Source organism: Demequina sp. NBRC 110051 (assembly GCF_002090055.1).
Taxonomy (GTDB): domain Bacteria; phylum Actinomycetota; class Actinomycetes; order Actinomycetales; family Demequinaceae; genus Demequina.
The window spans coordinates 18,551-39,246 of sequence record NZ_BBRH01000015.1 but is presented as its reverse complement, the minus strand read 5'-3'; the positions used below and the strand labels follow the sequence as shown (position 1 = coordinate 39,246).

The following is a 20,696-nucleotide window of genomic DNA, read 5'->3' as shown; positions in this document are numbered from 1 at the left end:
CTTTCGTTAAGGGACTGCGCGGGGCGCGCATCGCGCTGTACGCGCACACAGGCATCGTGGCACGTCCGCGCGCGCGGCGAGTGCTGGCGCGGCGACATTCTCAGGGAATTATGAGGTGGCTTGGTCTGCGTTATTGGGCTCGGTGCCGCGGCTCAGGCGTGCCTGGACGCGGGTACGGACAGCCTCGGTGACGACGTGCACGGCCCTGAACGCGGTGGGCTGGAGCGCGAAGATGATGAGCGAGCAGGCGACGTACACGGCGAGCGTGGCCGCCGCCGCGTGGAGCGGGAGCCACCATTGGCCCGCCGCAGAGGTGGTGTCGACAAGGTCGCGCCACAGCACGCGCCGGACCAGCGGGTTGTCGTGGATGAGGTAGACGCCAAAGGCGGCCGAGGCCCAGTAGTTGACCGCTCGCGAGTGCCACGGACGGGCCTTGATGGCCCAGATGAGGATCGCGGCCGCCGCGGCGAGGGCAAAGGGAGACTGCTGTGCGGCGTAGGTATCCATCAGCCAGCCGAGGTCGCCGGGGGTGGCCCCGCGCGCGACACCCACGCCCACCAGCAGGGTCGGCACGGCGGCGAGCAAGACCATGGCGGCCGATGCCGTGGTCGCCCACGCGCGCGCGTCACCGTGGATGGGGTGACGGCGGATATACGCGCCGAGGAGGAACAGGTACGCGAACCACGCGAGGTCCGACAGGTCATTGTTGACGCGGTCAAGGAGCGTGAGGACGCTCCACAGGACGAACCCGGCGAGCAGGAGGCGCTGTTGCTGACGGACGGTGAGGTGGTCGAGCAGCAGTGACAGGTATGGCGCGATGAGGACCAGAATGATGAACGTCGTGACGAACCAGTACTCGTCGAAGAGGACGGGGAAGATGGCCTCGCGGATGTCGGCGCCACTGACGGTCATCCCCGCCGCTGCTGCGGCGATCACGATCAGCCACGAGGCGGGCAGGACCTGGGAGTACACGGAGGACAACGACTTGCCGCGGGCGGGGCGCCGGTCAAAGAAGTAGGCGCTGACGAGCACGAAGAGGTCGACGCCCCACTTGCCGTAGCTGCCGAACGCCGCGAGGAAGAGCGCGGAGGATCCCGACTGCGTGTGGTCTTGGACTCCACCGTGCACCACATAGTGGTGGGCGACGATGCCGAGCATCGCCACGATGCGCAGCGCCTCGATCCTGGCATTGCGTGCGGAGGGCATGCGCGAATGCTACGTGCGGACTGGGCAAGGTTTCTGTATGGACTAGCCTGGGTGCGGAATCTGCTCCCCGATACCTACCTGTGTGAGGCACGTTATGCCGCTGTTTCGCCGGGACAATGTCGCAGTGCTCTTCGTGCACATCCCCAAGACTGGCGGCACGTCCATCGAGGACGCGTTTGCCGAGCATGGCTGGCATGTCGACTTTCTCGACCGGCATGCGGCGCCTGGTTTGCTCAACTACTACCTGCACTCCAGCCCCCAGCACATGGAAGCGTCCCGACTCTCCAATACGTTTCGGCTCGATCGCATCGACGCGGTTTTTGGTTTCGTGCGGGAGCCGTTGGCGCGTCTTACTTCGGAGTACGTATGGCGCCACTGGGGAAAGTCAGAGGTCGACACGTCCCCAGAGGCTTTCGCTTTGTGGATCACATCAGTGTTGGCGGCGGCACGTGAAAGCCCGTTCGCGTACGACAACCACATTCGCCCACAGGTGGACTTCCTGCTTCCCGGTATGCATACCTTGCGATTTGAGGATGGACTCAACGTTGGAATGTGTCGGATCCGAGACGTCACCGGCATCGATGTGCCAGTAGTTCTTCCCTGGGAACAGAACTCGACAGCTTCAACGGGTGTCTCGGGTCGCGACGTCGCAATCTCTAGTGTCGTCCGCAAGGCTGTCGCCGAGTTCTATCGCGACGATTACGAGCGCTTCGCCTATGTCCCGCCTGACAGTTCCGCTGCCGAGACTTGAAGCACCAAGTTGGCTATATCCCCGGGCCCCTCAATGTCCTTGTCCACTGCGACTACTCGGTGGTCTAGGCTCTAGCGCGTACCGAACTCTAGCCGTTCAGAGAGGCACATCAATGGCGAAAATCAAGGTCGAAGGCAAGGTCGTCGAGCTCGACGGCGACGAAATGACGCGAATCATCTGGCAGTTCATCAAGGACCGCCTGATCCACCCCTACCTGGACGTGGACCTCGAGTACTACGACCTCGGCATCGAGTCGCGTGACACCACCGATGACCAGATCACCATCGACGCGGCCAACGCTATCAAGAAGCACAACGTGGGCGTGAAGTGCGCCACCATCACGCCGGACGAGGCGCGCGTGGAGGAATTTGGTCTTAAGAAGATGTGGGTGTCGCCCAACGGCACCATCCGCAACATTCTTGGCGGCGTGGTGTTCCGCGAGCCCATCATCATCTCGAACATCCCGCGCCTGGTGCCCGGCTGGACTAAGCCGATCATCATCGGCCGTCACGCCCACGGCGACCAGTACAAGGCCACCAACTTCAAGGTGCCCGGCGCTGGCCAGCTCACCGTGACCTTCACGCCGGAGGACGGCTCCGCTCCCATCGAGCACGTGGTCGCGAACTACGGCCCCGACGGTGGCGTCGCGATGGGTATGTACAACTTCAACAAGTCCATCGAGGACTTCGCGCGCGCGTCCTTCTCATACGGTCTGCTGCGCGACTACCCCGTGTACATGTCGACGAAGAACACGATCCTGAAGGCCTACGATGGCGCGTTCAAGGACATCTTCCAGCACATCTTCGACACCGAGTTCAAGGCGCTCTTCGAGGCCAAGGGCCTGACCTACGAGCACCGCCTGATTGACGACATGGTCGCCTCCGCGATGAAGTGGGAGGGCGGCTACGTCTGGGCCTGCAAGAACTACGACGGCGACGTCCAGTCCGACACCGTCGCGCAGGGCTTCGGCTCGCTGGGCCTCATGACCTCCGTGCTCATGACGCCCGACGGCAAGACTGTCGAGGCCGAGGCCGCTCACGGCACCGTGACCCGCCACTACCGCCAGCACCAGCAGGGCAAGCCCACCTCCACCAACCCGATCGCCTCGATCTTCGCGTGGACCGGCGGCCTCAAGCACCGCGGCAAGCTGGACGGCACCCCCGAGGTCACCGGCTTCGCCGAGACCCTCGAGGACGTGGTCATCAAGTCCGTCGAGTCCGGCAAGATGACCAAGGACCTCGCCCTCCTCGTCGGCCCCGACCAGGAGTGGCAGACCACCGAAGCCTTCCTCGCCACGCTCGACGAGAACCTCTCCGCGCGCCTGGCCTAATCGCAGGGCCCGCAGGCCGACCGCCTGCGGGCCCTCTTTGCAGTTCCCACCTTTCGTCCCCACCCCAGACAAGGAGCCACACCGACGTGAGCACCACCCCCGTTACCGTTACCGTCACCGGCGCGGCAGGCCAGATTGGCTACGCGCTGCTGTTCCGCATCGCCTCTGGGCAGATGCTCGGGCCGGACACGCCCGTCAAACTCAACCTGCTTGAGATCCCCCAGGGTGTGAAGGCTGCCGAGGGCACCGCCATGGAGCTCGACGACTGCGCCTTCCCGCTGCTCGCGGGCGTCGACATCTACGACGACGCTGAGAAGGCCTTCGACGGCGTCAACGTCGGCCTGCTCGTCGGTGCCCGCCCCCGCGGCGCCGGCATGGAGCGCGGGGACCTCCTGGCCGCTAACGGTGGCATCTTTGGCCCCCAGGGCGCGGCGATTAACGCCGGTGCCGCGGACGACGTGCGCATCCTCGTGGTGGGCAACCCCGCGAACACGAACGCGCTCATCGCCTCCGCGCACGCGCCGGACGTGCCCGCTGAGCGCTTCAACGCCATGATGCGCCTGGACCACAACCGCGCCCTCGCTCAGCTTGCCGCGAAGACTGGCACCACCGTCGCGGACGTGAAGAAGGTGGCGATCTGGGGCAACCACTCCGCGCTACAGTACCCCGACGTGGCGCACGCGACCATCGGTGGCCGCGCGGCGACCGAGGTCATCGCGGACGATGCATGGGTGGCCGACACGTTTGTGCCGACCGTCGCCAAGCGCGGCGCCGCCATCATCGAGGCGCGTGGCGCGTCCTCGGCGGCTTCTGCCGCCAACGCCGCGATCGACCACGTGCGCGACTGGGTCCACGGCACTCCCGAGGGCGACTGGACGTCGGTGGCGATGCCCTCTGACGGCTCCTACGAAGTTCCCGAGGGTCTCGTGTCGTCGTTCCCTGCCATTTCCCGTAGCGGGAAGTGGGAGATCGTTCAGGGTCTGTCGACCGACGCCAGCGCTCGCGAGAAGATCGATGCCTCGGTCGCCGAGCTCGTCGAAGAGCGCGACGCTGTGAAGGATTTGGGGCTGTTGTAGCACGCACGGGCTACCGGCCAGCGGAGGGGCGCTGCCGGTAGTTCTGGTCCCGTATTCTTGGGGCGCCCCTCTTCCGATCTTTGAACTGGAGCGCACTTGTGATGAAGAAGGCCGTTCGGCGAGTGGGTCGCCGACTCAATAGAGGCGTTGTTGCTCGCGCTACGTGGGGCCTGAAGCGGAAGAACGATACCGCAACCCCGTATGAGATCGCGAGAATCGACCGCGGGCGTGACTTCGTGACCCTCACGGTTCACATGCCTCCTGACGGCGGGATATCAACCGCTCGCCTAATCTTGGTTGGGCGTGGCACAGGCAATGAAATCGCCGTCGATGGCGAGATCATTGGATCGACACTACGTGTTGACCTCCCTTTGGAACTGCTGCATTCGCTTGGTGCACGCGTCATCGACTTCTCACTGGAAGGCGCTGGGCCCGAGAAGACTTCGTACCGAGCTCGCGTCAGCGCACGTTCTGCCACCCACGGGGCTCTGTTCCGTGCAGTTTCGGGCCGTCAGTTGGAGTGGTATCGGACTTCGCAGCACGACCTGAGCGTGCGCATTTCGGGAGATTTGCGACCTGCTGAAGCCCATCAGGTCATCGCACACCTTCACCGTACGCAAGGAAGGACAGAAGTCGCATTCAAGGCGCGGCCGAGTGGTCCAGCACCTAAGCGAATAATTGCGCGCGGTTGGAATACGGGCGTCGTGTTCGAAAGTGAAGTGCAGGGTGACGCAATTGTACTCCTCGAGGATGATGACCTTGCTTCAATAGCGGAACGCACCGTCGACCTAATGGCGGAAACCAGCCTTGATCCACGAACTACCGTCCGTGTTGGCATCGGATGCGACGATCTCCGGCTTTTCGAAGCGGTCGACAATGGAGACTGGCGCTGGCTAGTGCGTGACAGTCGGAAAGTCGTGTCCCTGAGGCGCGCGACTGCCGTCGAGTCGATTACAGCTTCGGGTCTGTTTGATGAAGAGTTTTATCTCCGGCAGGTTGAGGCGCTGCCTGATGGTGTCGATGCGGTGTCCCATTACGTTTCGACGGGTGCTGCGTTGGGTCTCGATCCTTCGCCGATGTTCGACACGAAGTATTATCGGCGCCACCATCCCGATACTCGCGCGATGAATCCTTTGGCGCATTACGTGCAGTATGGGTGGAAGGATTTGCGCAATCCATCTCCGCGGTTCGACACATGGTGGTATTGGGCAAAGCACTTGGATCTCGCGCAAGACACTGTGATGCCTTTGGCGCATTACGTGGCGGAAGGTAAGGGGCGAGGGCTGTCCACACGCCCGCCACGATTCCCGTCACGACAGTGGGGCACGGGCCATCGTTTCGCTGAAGGTCAGCCGGTGCGCAGGGTGTGCTTGTTTGCTGCTTATGACGCCGATGGCGTGGTCGACGACTATGTGATCGACTACGTGAGGGAGTTGTCGCGCTTCGCCGACGTCTACTACTTGGCAGACTCGGACATGCCGGAATCTGAGTTGGAGAAGCTGGCCGATATTACTGTGGAGGCATGGGCCGACCGTCACGGTGAGTACGACTTTGGATCGTACAAGCGTCTTGCCGAACGCGTCGGCTGGGAGCGTCTAGAGACTTACGATGAGATGCTGCTGGTCAACGACTCGTGTTACTTGTTGCGCCCGCTTGATGAAGTCTTCTCACAGATGGATTCCCGTGCGTGCGACTGGTGGGGCCTCCAGGCGACCAAGGGCATAGCAGCGAATAGAGCTGCGGCCGAGGCGCTATTCCGCGATCCGGTCCCAATGGACACGGTCCGTGATTCTTTGGTGGACCAGTTCGAGGCGGAACCTAGATATGACTTTCATGTCGCTTCATATTTCCTCGCCTACCGAAATCCTGTTATTAGGAATCCGGAGTTTCAAAAATATCTGAATGCTGTTTCGCGTGAAGGCAGCAAAGCGCGAGTGATTAGAAAGTACGAGTTCGGACTTACGCGCTGGTTGATCCAGCAAGGCCATCCCTTTGATACATTCGTGCAGAGTCTCTACCCATTTCATCCGGTCTTCAGCCAGTGGTACTTTGAGCTTCTTAGAGAAGGATTCCCTCTCCTCAAGCGGTACCTCCTTGCCGTCAACCACTACCAAGTACCACGACTCGTCGAATGGAAGAAGCGGATCCTCGAGTTTGCTCCGAGCGCTAATGTTGACCAGATCCAACGGCACCTTTCTCGGACCACTACGGAGGAGCAACTAAATGAGACGCTGATGATTGGTACCGAACAAGGGATAGATGATGCCCCGGTACCCCAGCGCATTTTGTCGCCGGCGGAGTTCAGGCTTGCTGAGATTCGTGCGCCGAAGCATGCGAACTGGTGGGTTTTTCCGGTGTGCGCTTTTACGGAGAACTTCTCCGGCAACGAGCGCGCTATTTTTGAACAGGTGAAAGACGACCCGTCGATACGCAAAATCGTTCTAACGCGGTCGAAAGAGGTCGTGGCCGATGGGGCTAATGTCACAGTGGCACGGCTTGAGAGCCCTGAAGGTCAGCACTTGCTCATGCGAGCAGGTGTCATCCTGATCAAGCACTCTATAAGTGCCAATGTCATCTACCCCGTGTCCCCAGAGCTGCACAACATTATCCAGGTATGGCACGGTATACCTTTCAAAAGGATCGCCTATGCTTCTGAGGACTTTAAGCACCAACTTGCATGGGCCGCCAACGAGCATTCACAGTATCGAGCGGTAATCGCTTCGTCTCAAACGGATTCATTGGCGATGGCCGCATCGTTTCATCCATTGACTATCGGTCAGATCTGGACTACGGGACTTCCTCGTAACGACTTCATTCTTCAGGATGAATCGCGCCTCCCCGCAGATATGATTGACGAGCTTGCCGAAATTCGACGACTGGCAGCAGGACGTAGGGTCGTGCTTTTCATGCCGACTTTTCGCAATGCTCAGGATGACGCGTATTACCGGTTCAGCGCCACGGAACTAGCCTGGTTGGATCGCTGGCTACGCTCCAACGACTTGGTGCTGGGAGTGCGCGAGCACATGGCCGATTCGGCGCGCACATATTGGACTCAACTCCGTGATTTGCCGGTGATCGACCTTTCGGACGATAACATTGTGCATCCCGAGATGCTGTACCGAGTTGCAGACGTCCTGGTGACCGACTACTCAAGCACGTTTATTGATTTCATGCTCACCAATAAGCCGGCTATTAGTTTCGCATTCGACCTCGATTCCTATGAACTTGAGCGGGGCGGCTTCTACGACCTCCGCACCGTTTTCCCCGGAATGATTGCGGAAGATTTTGGTCAACTGACACTTGCTCTTGAAGGCGCAATAGCTGGCCAGATTGATCTGGCGTACGAGTACAAGCGCGCGTTGTTTCACGAATACGGGGACGCTAATGCTGCGTCGCGAGTGGTAGCACGGATAGGTGAATTGGCCCGAGTTCGAGGACTGGGCAAGTGGAGGGGAGAGCGCGTTGCGTAACCCAGAGGCTGTTGCGATAGGGCGCGATGTTCAGTCGTGGCAAGTCAAGCTTCGATGGTTAGAACGGGACGACACCAAACTGGTCGCTCGCGGGCGTCAGTCAAGAGTTGAACTGGCTTTTGAACTCAGCGCAAAAAGCGACCATGCGATCGCGATAGTAGAGGCGTCTCGCCTCTCGATTTTTCGCGGAGAACTGGTAGACCTTTTTGTTGCATCTGATTCGAGTGAGTCCCAGTATCGCCGCGTTTCGGTGAAGTTTGTCGTGGCTGATGTACCTGCCATTGACGATCGCGAGTGGTATTCAACTATTCATGGCAATCTCAGTTTGCGACGGTTGAGCGCCGCTGAAATAATCGCCGCTTCACGAGTGTTTGATGAAGAGTTTTATCTCCGGCAGGTTGAGGCGCTGCCTGATGGTGTCGATGCGGTGTCCCATTACGTTTCGACGGGTGCTGCGTTGGGTCTCGATCCTTCGCCGATGTTCGACACGAAGTATTATCGGCGCCACCATCCCGATACTCGCGCGATGAATCCTTTGGCGCATTACGTGCAGTATGGGTGGAAGGATTTGCGCAATCCATCTCCGCGGTTCGACACATGGTGGTATTGGGCAAAGCACTTGGATCTCGCGCAAGACACTGTGATGCCTTTGGCGCATTACGTGGCGGAAGGTAAGGGGCGAGGGCTGTCCACACGCCCGCCACGATTCCCGTCACGACAGTGGGGCACGGGCCATCGTTTCGCTGAAGGTCAGCCGGTGCGCAGGGTGTGCTTGTTTGCTGCTTATGACGCCGATGGCGTGGTCGACGACTATGTGATCGACTACGTGAAGGAGTTGTCGCGCTTCGCCGACGTCTACTACTTGGCAGACTCGGACATGCCGGAATCTGAGTTGGAGAAGCTGGCCGATATTACTGTGGAGGCATGGGCCGACCGTCACGGTGAGTACGACTTTGGATCGTACAAGCGTCTTGCCGAACGCGTCGGCTGGGAGCGTCTAGAGACTTACGATGAGATGCTGCTGGTCAACGACTCGTGTTACTTGTTGCGCCCGCTTGATGAAGTCTTCTCACAGATGGATTCCCGTGCGTGCGACTGGTGGGGCCTCCAGGCTTCGACACGGAAGCACACCGCGCGCGACCCGCACCGCGAACCGATTAGCCATGAATCTATTGGCGTCCTGCTTGACCAGGTGCATCCGAGACAGTTGGACTACCTACATGTGTCTTCGTATTTCGTTGCATATCGGCGTCCGGTTATAGCTGACCGAGAGTTCCAGGCATTCCTCGGCGGAATCACCCGTCAGGCGACCAAACTTAGGGTGATCCTCAAGTACGAAATTGGACTTAGTCGTTGGCTCGTTGCCCATGGGCACCCGTTCGGCGCTTTCGTGGAGGACGTGTATCCGTTCCATCCGCTGTACTCCGGATGGTATTTTCGCCTTCTTGATCAGGGTTTTCCGCTGCTCAAGCGCAACCTATTGTCGGCGAACCCCTTCTTGCTCGAGAATTTGGCTAACTGGAAGAGTCGCGTTCTTGCGAAGGTGCCAAACGCGAACGTTGATCAGTTCGAACGAAATCTGCAGAGGGTGGTGCCGGCGGATGAGTTGCGGCAGGCCCTACACAGTGACCTCGCAGGAGAGCGTTCTGCTAGCGAGGTCGATCCACCGGAGAGCCTAGTATCGACCGAAGAGTTTCGTCGCTTGGATTGGCGCGTTGCCAAGGTTGCCGAACTATGGGTATTTACCGCAGACCCGGTGTCGGGTGCGTTCACGGGGAGCGCTAGGGCGATCTTCGAGGCCGTGAAAGACGACAGCACTATCCTCAAACACGTAGTTACGCGCGGAGAAGTACTTGAGCTTGGCGGGGTTAACGTACGGACGTCGGAGGTATCCAGTGTCGAAGCGCAGGCCAGTGCCCTACAAGCAGGCACCATTCTCAGCAATGGTGACCTGCACGCGGAGCTCGGATTCCCGGTTTCAGGAGCCCTGCATAACATCGTGGATTTAGGAACTTCGCTTCCCGCTGCGGAGGCCTTGTCTCAAGCAATGCGTTCGCCGAGTCCGCGTGAGCGGCAAGAAATCCGCGCAGTGGTGAGTTCCTCGAGGTTGGATGCTGTCGCGACGCCGACGACTCACTATCCCCTCACGTTCCACCAAGTCTGGAATACGGGCCTTCCGAAGAACGATTTTCTTGTCGCGGCAGACGACCAGCTCCCCGACGACCTGACTGCAGAAGCGGAGAACCTTAGGCGGTCTCTTGGAGGTAGGCAACTAGTACTGATGGTTGGGGCCGTGCCGCCCGCCGCCTTCCTGACGTCATCTGCGGAGGAACTCGCAGAGGTTGCCCGATGGCTAGGCGAGAACGAGTTCGTCCTTGGCTTGAGGCTTGCGGACTCTTCGAAGCGCCATCCGATACTTGGACTTCTGTCTGATGAGCACGTGCTCGATCTATCTAGTTCGCACTACGCCCACCTGGAAGTCCTGCTTCGCTCCGCCGCGGTTCTGGTGAGCGATCATTATGGCGTCCTCACCGACTTCCTGCTCACGGGCAGGCCGGTCGTCGTACACCTCTCTCACCATGCGTCCAACGCAGCGCTCAGCGGATCTAGCCCAGAGTCTTCGTTCGCGTTTTTCGGAGATCTGGTGCACTCCATCTCGGCAATACCGGAGGCGTTGGAATCCGCCCTGTCCCACGGCGTGGGACCGAAATACGAACTCATGCGCAGCCTCCATCACGAGCACGTCGACGGACGCAGTGCTGAACGAGTCCGCGAGAGGATTAGAGACCTCACGGAAGTTCATGGTGTTGGCATGCCCTTCAGCGAGCGGAGCGCATGATTTGTCGGTACGGCAATGAAGAGTTGCTCACCCCGATATCACCGCGGGGTTAATGTCCGTCTAGCGAATCACAGCGGTTGCCTCGTGTGAAGACTCGGATTGTCGAGCGCTATGGAGACCGGGTTGGCGCTCATGCCGCGGGCCTGTTCCCTGCACTGGGCTAGCCGAATCTTCGAGCATACCCAGTTGGCTTGGCACCAGGCTCAGAAAGAACACTCCCGTGTAGGTGTGAACCCGAGCCTCCCGCGGGGCGGGCTCCCGACTCGTGTCGCAACCCCGGTGTGCTGACGATGTGAAGCGCCCTGGGTTTCTTGGAGGCTCTGGTTTGTCCCGGGTTTGACGGGGTAGAAATTGTTGGAGTCTGGTGCTTGATAGAGGGAGGCTCCGATGGGACGACCAGGCTATCTAAGCGAGCTTTGACTTCTAGTGCTCGACTTGCTCGCGCAGGGGGGGTCTGCCGCACCAATAGGTGACAGTCGTGACCTGACCCACGGTTTGGTTACCGGATCAGGTGTGCCGCACGGGCGGGGATGGTGTGCGTTTCTGACTGTAGTTCGAAGTCGACGGGCGTGAGATATCCGATCGATGAGTGACGTCGAGCACGGTTGTGCCAGACCTCGATGTACTCGAAGATCGCGTTGGCGAGCTCGACTCTGGTGTTCCATCGTTGACGGTCGAGCAGTTCGATCTGCATCGAGGACCAGAACGATTCCATCATCGCGTTGTCGAGGCCGTCGCCGACGGTGCCGAACGAGGGCATGAGGCCGGCCTGGCGTATGCGGTTGCCGAAGGCCCAGGACGTGAATTGAGTTCCGTGGTCGGCGTGGACGACGCCTCCGGGCGCGGGATTGCGGGTCTTGATAGCCATGTCGAGGGCGTTGAGCACGAGGCGGGTGTCGGCACTGGAGTCGATGGACCAGCCCACGATCTTGCGGCTGAAGGCGTCCAGGACGCAGCAGCAGTACAGCCAGCCCTCCCGCGTCCTGTGTTGCGTGATGTCGGTGACCCACAGCTCGTTGGGCTTCATCCGGTGGAACTTCCGGTTCACGAGGTCGTCGGCGGTCACGACGCCTCGCAGCCGCTTGATCCGTGTCGGTCCTGGTAGCCCGTAGAGGCCTGCGTCGTGCATCAACGTGAACACGAGTCTGGAGCTGACTGAGACGTCCATCCCTATCGTCAGTTCGGCGTGAACCCTGCGGTAGCCGTACGTGCCGCGGGAAGCGATGTGAACCTCGCGGATGAGCCCGGTGAGCCATTCTCGGCGCATCGTTGTCGGGGAGGTCGGGCGATGCTTGTAACGGTAGTAGCCGGGCTTGGAGACGCCCAGGATGCGGCAGCAGGTCAGGACCGGGTGTCCGGCGGCGACGAGGACGTCGATCACCGGGGGGACTCTTTTAAGTGGGGCTTGTCCTCTCCCAGGAGCTTGCCCGCGACTCGCAGGATCTCCACTTCGCGTTCGAGTTCGCGGATGCGTTTGCGGGCGGCCTTCAGCTCGGCATTCTCGATCGTCGTCGTCCCGGCGATCTCGCCATGATCGATTCGATCCTGGCGCACCCAGTTGCGCAAGCACCCTTCGCTGATGCCCAGGCTTGGGGCGACGACGGTGACGGGCTTGCCGGCACGCACGAGCGCGACAGCTCGCTGACGGAACTCTGCAGGGTAGGGCTTCGGCATGGTTCGGACTCCTAGCGATAGAGCCTGAACGACACACTGCCACTGGTAACGAAACCGTGGGTCAGGTCAAGATGTCACCAGTCAGTGCGGCAGACCCCGCAACCGCATCATTGCCGTGGCATGAGAACTCCAACCCGCCCGACTACGTCAATACCGGGACACGCCAGAATCTCGATCAAACCCAGGGCGCTTCAATGAGGCTAACAAGTTCCGTACACTCTGGCCGCACGCGTGCGATTGTTCGTCGCGAAAGTGCCGTCATGCCGCTGCGCGTTCGTGGAGCCGGATCTCGATAGGTGTTGCGACAGGTTATTGCGCATGTGGGTGGCGATGTCCGCTGTGCCTCGAGCGTGGTCACCGGGCTGGATTGGCGTCGATGGCATCCTCTTGGTTCACGATTGCGGTCTCGAGTTTGATGGCTGTCGTCAGGCCGAGGCGCGCCTGCCGACCCGCTCGCCCCCGTGACGTCCGTAGCGCCCGGGCGTGCCCTGGTGAGGAGATCCGGAATCTCCTCACCACGACCGTTCTTGCCGGGCTCAGCGGTGATCATCATCAACAGCGGTCCCCGCACTTCTACACCGCTGGTACAGGCTTCGGGGCCAAGGCCACTACGTAAACACATTCATGGCTCCGCGGCCAGAAGCCAAGTCAGGTGCAATCGGCCTTGGGATGGGCGAATCGACGTGCGGGCGCGAGCGGGCTGATCGGTCAGGTGCTGCAAGGCCGATACGCGCAAGAACCCGCCGGGACTCTGCGACGCCGGGACCGCGGAGCGTCGTTTGCGCTACGAACGGTGTTCTAGCAACGAGGCGAGATACAACCCGTACCCTGACTTGGCAAGGGCAGCAGCTCTGGCACGTAGGGCCTCGTCTGAGAGCCAGCCCTTGCGCCAGGCGATCTCTTCGGGTGATCCGATAGAGAGTCCCTGACGATGTTGGACTGACTGAACGAAGTTGCCTGCTTCAAGGAGCGAGTCAAACGTACCGGTGTCGAGCCACGCGGTACCGCGAGGCAGCACCTCGACTTGGAGGTCGCCTCGCTCGAGGTACGCCCGGTTGACGTCGGTGATCTCGTACTCTCCACGAGCGGAGGGCTCGAGGTTCCGCGCGATGTCGACCACGTCGTTGTCGTAGAAGTAGAGACCAGGGATTGCATAGTTCGACCGCGGCGCTGATGGCTTCTCCTCGAGGCTCAGCGCGCGACCGTCCGCGTCAAACTCCACGACGCCGTACGCTGTCGGGTCCGCCACGCGGTAGGCAAACACCGCGGCGCCTTCGATGTGGTCGAACCGCGCCAACTGCGTACCAAGGCCTGGCCCGTAGAAGATGTTGTCGCCCAGGACGAGCGCAACGGGCTCTTCGCCGATGAAATCGGCGCCGATCACGAAAGCTTGGGCCAGTCCGTTGGGCTCCGCCTGCACAGCGTAGGAAATGTCGATCCCAAACTGTGATCCGTCGCCGAGGAGGCGCTCGAACTGTGGTGCATCGTGCGGCGTCGTGATCACGAGCACGTCGCGAATCCCGGCGAGCATGAGTGTCGACAGCGGGTAGTAGATCATCGGCTTGTCGTATACCGATACGAGCTGCTTTGAGACGCCCATCGTGATGGGGTGGAGCCGCGTGCCGGACCCGCCAGCGAGAATGATGCCTTTCATGGGTTGTCCCTACCGTCCCAACTGCTCGTACTTGAGCTCGGTGGCGTGCTTCTGGGCTCGCCACCACGGCTCGTTGTCGCGGTACCACGCGATTGTCGCGCGCAGTCCGGATGCGAAGTCGATGTACGTCGGTTCCCAGCCAAGTTCGTCGCGGGTTCGCGAGGCGTCGATGGCGTACCGGAGGTCGTGGCCCGGCCGGTCACTCACGTGATCGTAGGCATCGGGCTCAAACCCCATCTCTGCAAGGATCGTCTCGACGACTGTCTTGTTGTCGACTTCGCCATCGGCGCCGATGAGGTAGGTCTCGCCGATCCGACCTCCGTCGATGATGGACCACACAGCGTCGTTGTGGTCATCGACGTGAATCCAGTCGCGAACGTTAAGGCCAGCGCCGTAGAGCTTGGGACGCACGCCGTCGATGATGTTGGTGATCTGGCGCGGGATGAACTTCTCGACATGCTGGAACGGTCCGTAGTTGTTCGAGCAGTTCGAGATTGTCGCCTCAAGGCCGAATGACCGGACCCACGCGCGTACAAGCAGGTCGGACGACGCCTTGGTCGACGAGTACGGGGACGAAGGGTTGTACGGCGTCGCGGGCGTGAACTTCGCGGGGTCGTCGAGCTCAAGGTCGCCGTAGACCTCGTCGGTCGAAATGTGGTGGAGCCGAACGCCGTGGCGCCGGCACGCCTCGAGGATGGTGTACGTCCCGATGACATTCGTCTGTACGAAGGGCCATGGGTCGTGCAGAGAATTGTCGTTGTGGCTCTCTGCAGCGAAGTGAACGACGACATCGGTCGTACGGACGAGCTCATCGACGGTGTCAGCGTCAGCGATGTCGCCCTTCACCAGAGTGACGCGCTCGTCTGACGGCAGCGACGCCGCATTGCCTGCGTAGGTCAGGGCATCGAGCACCGTGACGTCTGTGTCAGGTCGCGTCGCGATGGTCCGTCGCACGAAGTTTGCGCCAATGAAACCGGCACCGCCGGTGACGAGAACCTTCACAGCGAGTTCCTCCAGTTCTGTGCTGCTTCATACGTCGGCAGCAGGTCATTTTCGAGGGCCGTTGCCAACGTCGGCGCCGCGGTGTCCTTGGGTGACAGTTCGAACTCCAGCGGCGTGCCGTCGCGGCCCACTGTCGGCCAGGCGATGCCCACTTCGGGATCGAGCGGGTGCACTTCATGCTCACGCTCAGGCGCGTACGGCGTCGAACACAAGTACATGACGGTTGAGTTGTCCTCGAGTGAGAGGAATCCGTGGCCGAGTCCCTCGGAGAGGTAGATGGCCCGGCGGTCGACGTCGTCGAGCAGGACCGAGTCCCACTGTCCGAAGGTAGGGGACCCGACCCGTAGATCCACGACGACGTCAAGCACGGCGCCACGCGCACAGGTCACGAATTTCGCCTGACCTGGGGGTACATCTGCGTAGTGGATGCCACGGAGCACGCCCGCAGCGGAGACCGAACAATTCGCCTGAGCCAGCGAAAGTCCATGGCCGGTGGCTGCAGCGAAGGGCGCGTCCTTGAACCATTCGAGGAATATCCCGCGATCATCGCCAAAGTGCTTGGTGGTGACGCTCCAGGCGCCGGGGATGCTCAGTTCAGTGAATTCCACTCGTTTTCCCGTCTCAGATTGCGCGACAAGCCTACCGAGTGGCTGGCTACCCTTGCACCATGAATGCAATGCGACCCACACGATGGCTGGTACTCGGCGCCCACGGGATGTTGGGCCGGGATCTTGTCGAGGTATTGCGTGCTCAAGGTGCTGACGTCGTTGCTGCGGGCCGTGGTGACGTGGACATCTTGGATGGCGCGGCCGTGGAGCGCGGTGTGGCCGACGCGGACGTGGTCGTCAACTGCGCGGCCTACACGGCGGTCGATGCCGCCGAGTCCGACCAAGAGGCGGCCGAGCGACTGAATGGGGATGCCGCGGGCGTCGTCGCCCGGGCTTGCGCTGCTGCCGGTGCGCGCATGGTGCATGTCTCGACGGATTACGTATTCGCTGGCGATGCTGCCGAGCCCTACAGTGAGGATGCCCCCATCGCGCCAGTGAGCGTGTACGGAATGACGAAGGCGAGTGGCGAGCGGCAGGTCCGAGAATCCGGAGCCGACGCGTTGATCGTGCGTACGGCGTGGCTCTACGGCGAGCACGGTGCCTGCTTCCCCAAGACTATTGCCAAGGTGGCGGCCGACCGCGGTGCCATTGCGGTGGTCGACGATCAGCGGGGCCAGCCCACATGGACACGGGATCTGGCGGACCTGATTGTGCGGTTGATCGCCGCAGGTGCGCCTGCAGGCACGTACCACGGTACGTCGAGCGGCTCGTGCACGTGGTTCGAGTTCGCTCGCGACGTGCTCTTGAGTGCCGACGTGGTGGCCGAGCTCACGCCAACGACCACCGATGCATTCCCTCGCCCCGCCCCGCGGCCCGCCTGGTCTGTTCTGGGCCACGACGCAACGGTCCGTGCGGGAGTGGAATCGATTGGACACTGGCGCGACCGCTGGCTCCTTGCCGCACAAGAGGTTGTCGGTTGAGCCAGGGGGCGTTCCGCGCTGACGCGCCCACCACCGCGCAATCAGGCTGCGCCGCGCCGCGACTCGCCAGCGCGGGGTCTTAGTCGTGTCGCCTTCCCCTTCGCGTGTGGTTCCAGAGTCGTTCGCGGTCGAACAGGCCGGCGCGGTCCTGACTTTCAAGGTGGGCGTCAGCCCCGAGGGCCACCCGAAGTCTCTGCAGTGGCGTGCGCAAGGCGAAAATGCGCAGCCCGCCATCGACGTCGCCTATCGCGTGCAGGGCCACACTGTGGTGTTCGACGCTGACCTTGCACAGTGGTGGAGGCGGCCTGCGGCGTCCTGGGCTTTGTGGTGGGAACTTGGCGATGGGTCCTGGGCGCGAGTGACAGCGGGTGCACGGCCGCATGTGAGTCAGCTGGGCGCAGCCTTCGGCGAGGGCGCCGTCGCGTTTCTGTGTCCGACGGGGCCCAGCTCTTTCGTGCTGAAGAATGGCCCCAGGGCAACGCTCCACGATTTTTCCGCCGAGATTCACCGGCTTCGTGTTCGCGAGACCCTATCCGTGCGGGGCGAAGTGACGCTGCCGAACATCGGCACTCCCGAGCTCAGCCTGCTCGTCACGGAACGGGGTAGTGGCGCGCTTCATCGCGAACCGATCGCCACACACTCATTGGAGGACCGTCCCACTGGTCTGACCACCCGTGTCGCGTTCGATGGCCAGTTTCCGCTTGAACGGTTGCGCACGCTGGCCGCCCGGGATGTCATCGACGTACACCTCGCTGTGAGCCGCGACGGCGTCGCTGACCAGCGGCTAGTACTGGGACGGCCGAAGCTCCCTCGAGGCCTCGTGAACCCGCCAAGGACGGTCAAGATCTCCCGGGGGCACGACGAGTTCGTCTTCCTCAATCCGGCATTCGTGGGGCGGAGCCGCACGTTGCAGTTCACGTCGACATGTGTGAGTGCCCGGGGTGCTGCCTTGATGGCCTTGCCGTCGTTTTTCACGAACGTGTGGAAGGTGTCGCGAAGGCTGGCGCGGCGTCCGATCTGGGTCGTTGCGGAGGACGGAGTCCACGCGCGTGACGCGGGCTATCTGTTTTTCCGGTATCTCCGAGAGCACCACCCCGAGATCGACGCGCGGTTTGTCATCGACGCCACAAGTCCGGATCTTGAGCGTGTGGAGCGGATCGGGTCCTTTGTGCTGCGAGGCTCGAGAGAGCACGTTGCGTCAGTTCTCTTAGCGCAGCGCCTCGTCGTGACGGGCCATCCCGACGATGTCATGCCCGTCCCGAGTCGGGCACTCAAGCGCAAAGTGAAGGCGCCGCGTACGTTGCTTCCCACGGACGTACTCGGAACTCGCGCGCTCAGTGGGGCTCAGGCGTGGCACAGTGGCACCTTCGATGTTGACCAGTACCTGGTGAGCTCGCCTCGGGAGAAGAGGATCGTCGTGCGGGAGCTTGGGTATCCAGCACGGCGCGTATCGGTGACGGGGTCGCCGCGGTTCGACTCCATCGAGAACACATCGAGCGCGGCTGATCGTCGAACGCTGGTGGTCATCCCGACGTGGGAGTTCGACGGCGACAACGAGAGCCGATTGAACGAGAACGTCGCGCTCTGGCGCAAAGCGTTCGAAAAAGCGGGACTCCGTCAACTTTGCGACGAGCATGGCTGGCGAGCGGAGATGATCATGCCCGCATCTCTCCGCCCGTTCGCACGGCAATTCGAAGAGGCGGGCCTCACGGTGGTCGAGGATGAGGGGCAGTCGCTCGACGAACGACTCAACGCTGCGTCCATTCTTCTCACCGACTACTCGGCCCGCGGATTCGATGCCAGCCTCGCGGGCAAGCCGGTGGTGTACTTCCACGCCAATCGAAGCGGTTTTCTGGGGCGCAGGGGTACGAATCTTGAGCTCGACGAGGATCTCCCCGGGCGGATTGTGTCGACCCCGGATGGAGTTGCGCAGGCGTTGCGGAGCTTGGTGGGAGATGGGGATACGTCTGCGCCGTTCGACGCACAGGCATCGCACCGAGCATTTCCGATGGCCGACCGCGGCTCGTCCGCGCGGGTCTACGCCGCAGTGCGTGGGGCGCGGCGCGAGCGACTACGCCTCACCCGCCGCCGGGTGCATTCGCTCGGCCAAGCCATGTATCGCAAGTGGCGTAAGTCGAGCCGCTATATGCCATCCGCAAAACTTGCGTACCGCGCGTTCCGTTTGCTGCCCATCCGTGCCGACTGGGTGGTTTTCGAGAGCAACCTGGGAGCGAGCGTGGGCGACTCGCCACGCGCGATCTACAACGCGCTCCGCGAACGTGATTCGGGCAAACATGCGTTCTGGATCACAAAGCAGCGGTCTGTCGGCAATAACCCAGCGACTACTGTCGTCCAGCGACTTTCGCTGAGGTACCACTACGTCTTGGCTCGTGCGGGCTACGTCGTCAATAACCAGAGCTTCCCGAGCTATATCGAGATGCGTCAGGGCCAGAGATTCATGCAAACCTGGCACGGTACCCCTATGAAAAAGATGGGGCGCGACATGGTCGCGAGCCTCGGTCGCGATCCGGGCTACCTCGGACGGGCGTTGAAGGCCGCGGCTCAGTGGTCAGTGCTCGTGTCGCCGAGCTCATACGCGACGGCGTGTCTGCGGTCGGCGTACGACTTCGATGGTCCAGTGGCGGAGATCGGTTATCCGCGCAACGATGTGTTCTTTGGCGAGCGCGCATCGCGGGCGGCGCAACGTGCGCGGCAGCGACTGGGTGTGGGGCCCGGCACGAAGGTCGTCCTCTACGCTCCGACATTCCGAGACCGTAGTTTCGGCAACTCAAGGACGATGTCGATCGCGAATGCCTGGGGACTTGGCGAGTGGATCGACGAAACGCGGGATGCCGACGTCTGCTTGCTGGTGAGGCGCCATGCGCTCGACAAGGGTGCGCTGGCAATTCCGGCCGATGCGGGCACACGGATCCTCGACGTCGGTGACTACCCGGATGTCCAAGAGCTTCTTGCTCTCGCCGACGTGCTGGTGACCGACTATTCGTCGCTCGCGTTCGACTTTCTCAACAGACTGAAGGCCACGATCTTCTTCTCGCCGGACTTGCCTGATTATCGAGACGACGTCCGCGGCTTCTACCTCGACTACCCGGAGGACATTCCCGGGCCGCTTTTTGAAGATGCGGCTGAGGCTCGCCTCGCCGTCAGGGCCGCGCTCGTTGAGGGCTCCGCGGACCTGGTCGACGTTGCCCGATTCGTGGCAACCTACAGTCCGTATGACGATGGCAACGCTGCGACGCGTGCGGTGGACGTGTTGCTCGCATCAGAAAGAGAGGCCGGGGAGTGAGGCCCGCAAAGTCATTGAGGATTCGAGGATCCGCATGGCTGTCCCCCGTGCTCAGGCAGCGCCGTGTTCGCCGGTCGAGCGGAGCCTTCGATCAGGCATGGTGTGCTGTGCACGATGGCCGAACACTCAATGTCGCGGTCGAAGGCGGCGAAGCGATGACCCTCACCATCAACGACACGAGCCTCATCGGTCTCCCCCCTGTGGTTCGGCGGGCGGGAACGGCAACGTGGACGATCGATCTGCACGGCACGATGCCGTCGCGCGAAGAACCGTACGCGCTGAGCCTTGCGGTCAATGGCGCAGCCCGCGGCATCGACGCTAAGGCCCTCAACCGGGTGGAGCCAGGGCTGGGTGACGGCCCGCCCGTGCCTTCGATAGATGCCGTGGCTGAACTGGTGAGCCACGATGGAACCGTCGCGATACGTATCTCTCGCCCACGCCCGCGGGTGACATCGATCATCCCGGTGCGGGGAACAGTTATCACGATTGGGCTGTGCCACGATCTTGAGGCATGGCAACTTGTCGCCACGTGTCGCGCCTCTGGTGAGACGGTGCAGCTTGTCGACTCGGGACGGTTCGCGGGGCAAGTCGATGTGAGTCAGCTCGGCCGACTCGAAGACCAGAGCGAGCGCATCTGGGACCTTGGCCTGAGCGATGGGGCGGGCGTAGTGGCCACGCTCGGCTCGCCGGCGGGCGATCTCACGAAACCTCGGGGCACGACGTCGTTTCCCCAGATTCTGGACAACGTGGATGGAGATTTCGTGTCTTTGACTCCGTACGTCACGGTGCACGGCACGGTCGCTGTTGCCGCAAAGCCCGTGGCCGAGCGTGAGGCGACATGAGGGTTCGCATACGACATTTC

The 20,696-nt window shown here is 61.8% G+C and carries 12 protein-coding genes and 1 pseudogene; 8 read left to right on the top strand and 5 right to left on the bottom strand.

Annotated features, from left to right (window positions below; all coding sequences use genetic code 11):
- Positions 1-108: 108 nt before the first annotated feature.
- Entirely contained in the window at positions 109-1,206 is a 1,098-nt protein-coding gene (locus tag B7K20_RS09205) for an acyltransferase (RefSeq protein ID WP_084102242.1), read from the bottom strand.
- Between the two features lie 94 nt (positions 1,207-1,300).
- On the opposite strand from B7K20_RS09205, the gene B7K20_RS09200 reads away from it, so the two are divergent.
- The 5 genes from B7K20_RS09200 to B7K20_RS09180 all read left to right on the top strand — a co-directional run bounded on the left by B7K20_RS09200 (position 1,301) and on the right by B7K20_RS09180 (position 10,672).
- A complete protein-coding gene (locus B7K20_RS09200) occupies positions 1,301-1,957 on the top strand; it encodes a sulfotransferase family 2 domain-containing protein (protein WP_084102241.1) in 657 nt (218 codons plus the stop codon).
- Between the two features lie 112 nt (positions 1,958-2,069).
- Positions 2,070-3,287 carry an NADP-dependent isocitrate dehydrogenase gene (locus B7K20_RS09195; protein WP_084102240.1) on the top strand — a complete coding sequence of 406 codons (1,218 nt, stop codon included), beginning with the start codon at positions 2,070-2,072 and terminating at the stop codon, positions 3,285-3,287.
- An 86-nt stretch (positions 3,288-3,373) separates the two neighbouring features.
- Entirely contained in the window at positions 3,374-4,363 is a 990-nt protein-coding gene (locus B7K20_RS09190; protein ID WP_084102239.1) for a malate dehydrogenase, read from the top strand.
- Between the two features lie 236 nt (positions 4,364-4,599).
- The gene (locus B7K20_RS09185) at positions 4,600-7,833 is read left to right on the top strand and encodes a CDP-glycerol glycerophosphotransferase family protein (protein ID WP_159449377.1); all 3,234 of its coding nucleotides are present in this window, start codon (positions 4,600-4,602) and stop codon (positions 7,831-7,833) included.
- Complete coding sequence (locus B7K20_RS09180; protein WP_144018621.1) at positions 7,778-10,672, top strand: rhamnan synthesis F family protein; 2,895 nt, start codon at positions 7,778-7,780, stop codon at positions 10,670-10,672. The genes B7K20_RS09185 and B7K20_RS09180 overlap by 56 nt, the downstream gene beginning before the upstream one ends.
- A gap of 499 nt (positions 10,673-11,171) precedes the next feature.
- Here B7K20_RS09180 and B7K20_RS09175 read toward each other — a convergent pair.
- The 4 genes and pseudogenes from B7K20_RS09175 to B7K20_RS09160 all read right to left on the bottom strand — a co-directional run bounded on the left by B7K20_RS09175 (position 11,172) and on the right by B7K20_RS09160 (position 15,610).
- Positions 11,172-12,346: pseudogene (locus B7K20_RS09175) on the bottom strand (IS3 family transposase).
- Positions 12,347-13,130: 784 nt separating this feature from the next.
- Positions 13,131-14,000 carry a glucose-1-phosphate thymidylyltransferase RfbA gene (rfbA, locus tag B7K20_RS09170; RefSeq protein ID WP_084102236.1) on the bottom strand — a complete coding sequence of 290 codons (870 nt, stop codon included), beginning with the start codon at positions 13,998-14,000 and terminating at the stop codon, positions 13,131-13,133.
- A gap of 9 nt (positions 14,001-14,009) precedes the next feature.
- Positions 14,010-15,002 (bottom strand): dTDP-glucose 4,6-dehydratase, encoded by a 993-nt coding sequence (gene rfbB, locus B7K20_RS09165; protein ID WP_084102235.1) that lies wholly within the window; start codon positions 15,000-15,002, stop codon positions 14,010-14,012.
- Positions 14,999-15,610, bottom strand: a complete 612-nt coding sequence (locus B7K20_RS09160) for a dTDP-4-dehydrorhamnose 3,5-epimerase family protein (RefSeq protein WP_084102234.1) — start codon at positions 15,608-15,610, stop codon at positions 14,999-15,001. Before B7K20_RS09160 ends, rfbB begins: the two co-directional genes overlap by 4 nt.
- Before the next feature lie 68 nt (positions 15,611-15,678).
- Here B7K20_RS09160 and rfbD point away from each other — a divergent pair, with 68 nt between their 5' ends.
- The 3 genes from rfbD to B7K20_RS09145 all read left to right on the top strand — a co-directional run bounded on the left by rfbD (position 15,679) and on the right by B7K20_RS09145 (position 20,676).
- Positions 15,679-16,530, top strand: coding sequence for a dTDP-4-dehydrorhamnose reductase (gene rfbD / locus B7K20_RS09155; RefSeq protein ID WP_371327883.1), 852 nt, complete (start codon positions 15,679-15,681; stop codon positions 16,528-16,530).
- Positions 16,531-16,636: 106 nt separating this feature from the next.
- Positions 16,637-19,834: a CDP-glycerol glycerophosphotransferase family protein gene (locus B7K20_RS09150; RefSeq protein WP_084102232.1), complete on the top strand. Its 3,198-nt coding sequence runs from the start codon at positions 16,637-16,639 to the stop codon at positions 19,832-19,834.
- 155 nt (positions 19,835-19,989) lie between these two features.
- Positions 19,990-20,676 (top strand): hypothetical protein, encoded by a 687-nt coding sequence (locus B7K20_RS09145; protein WP_084102231.1) that lies wholly within the window; start codon positions 19,990-19,992, stop codon positions 20,674-20,676.
- Positions 20,677-20,696: the final 20 nt, after the last annotated feature.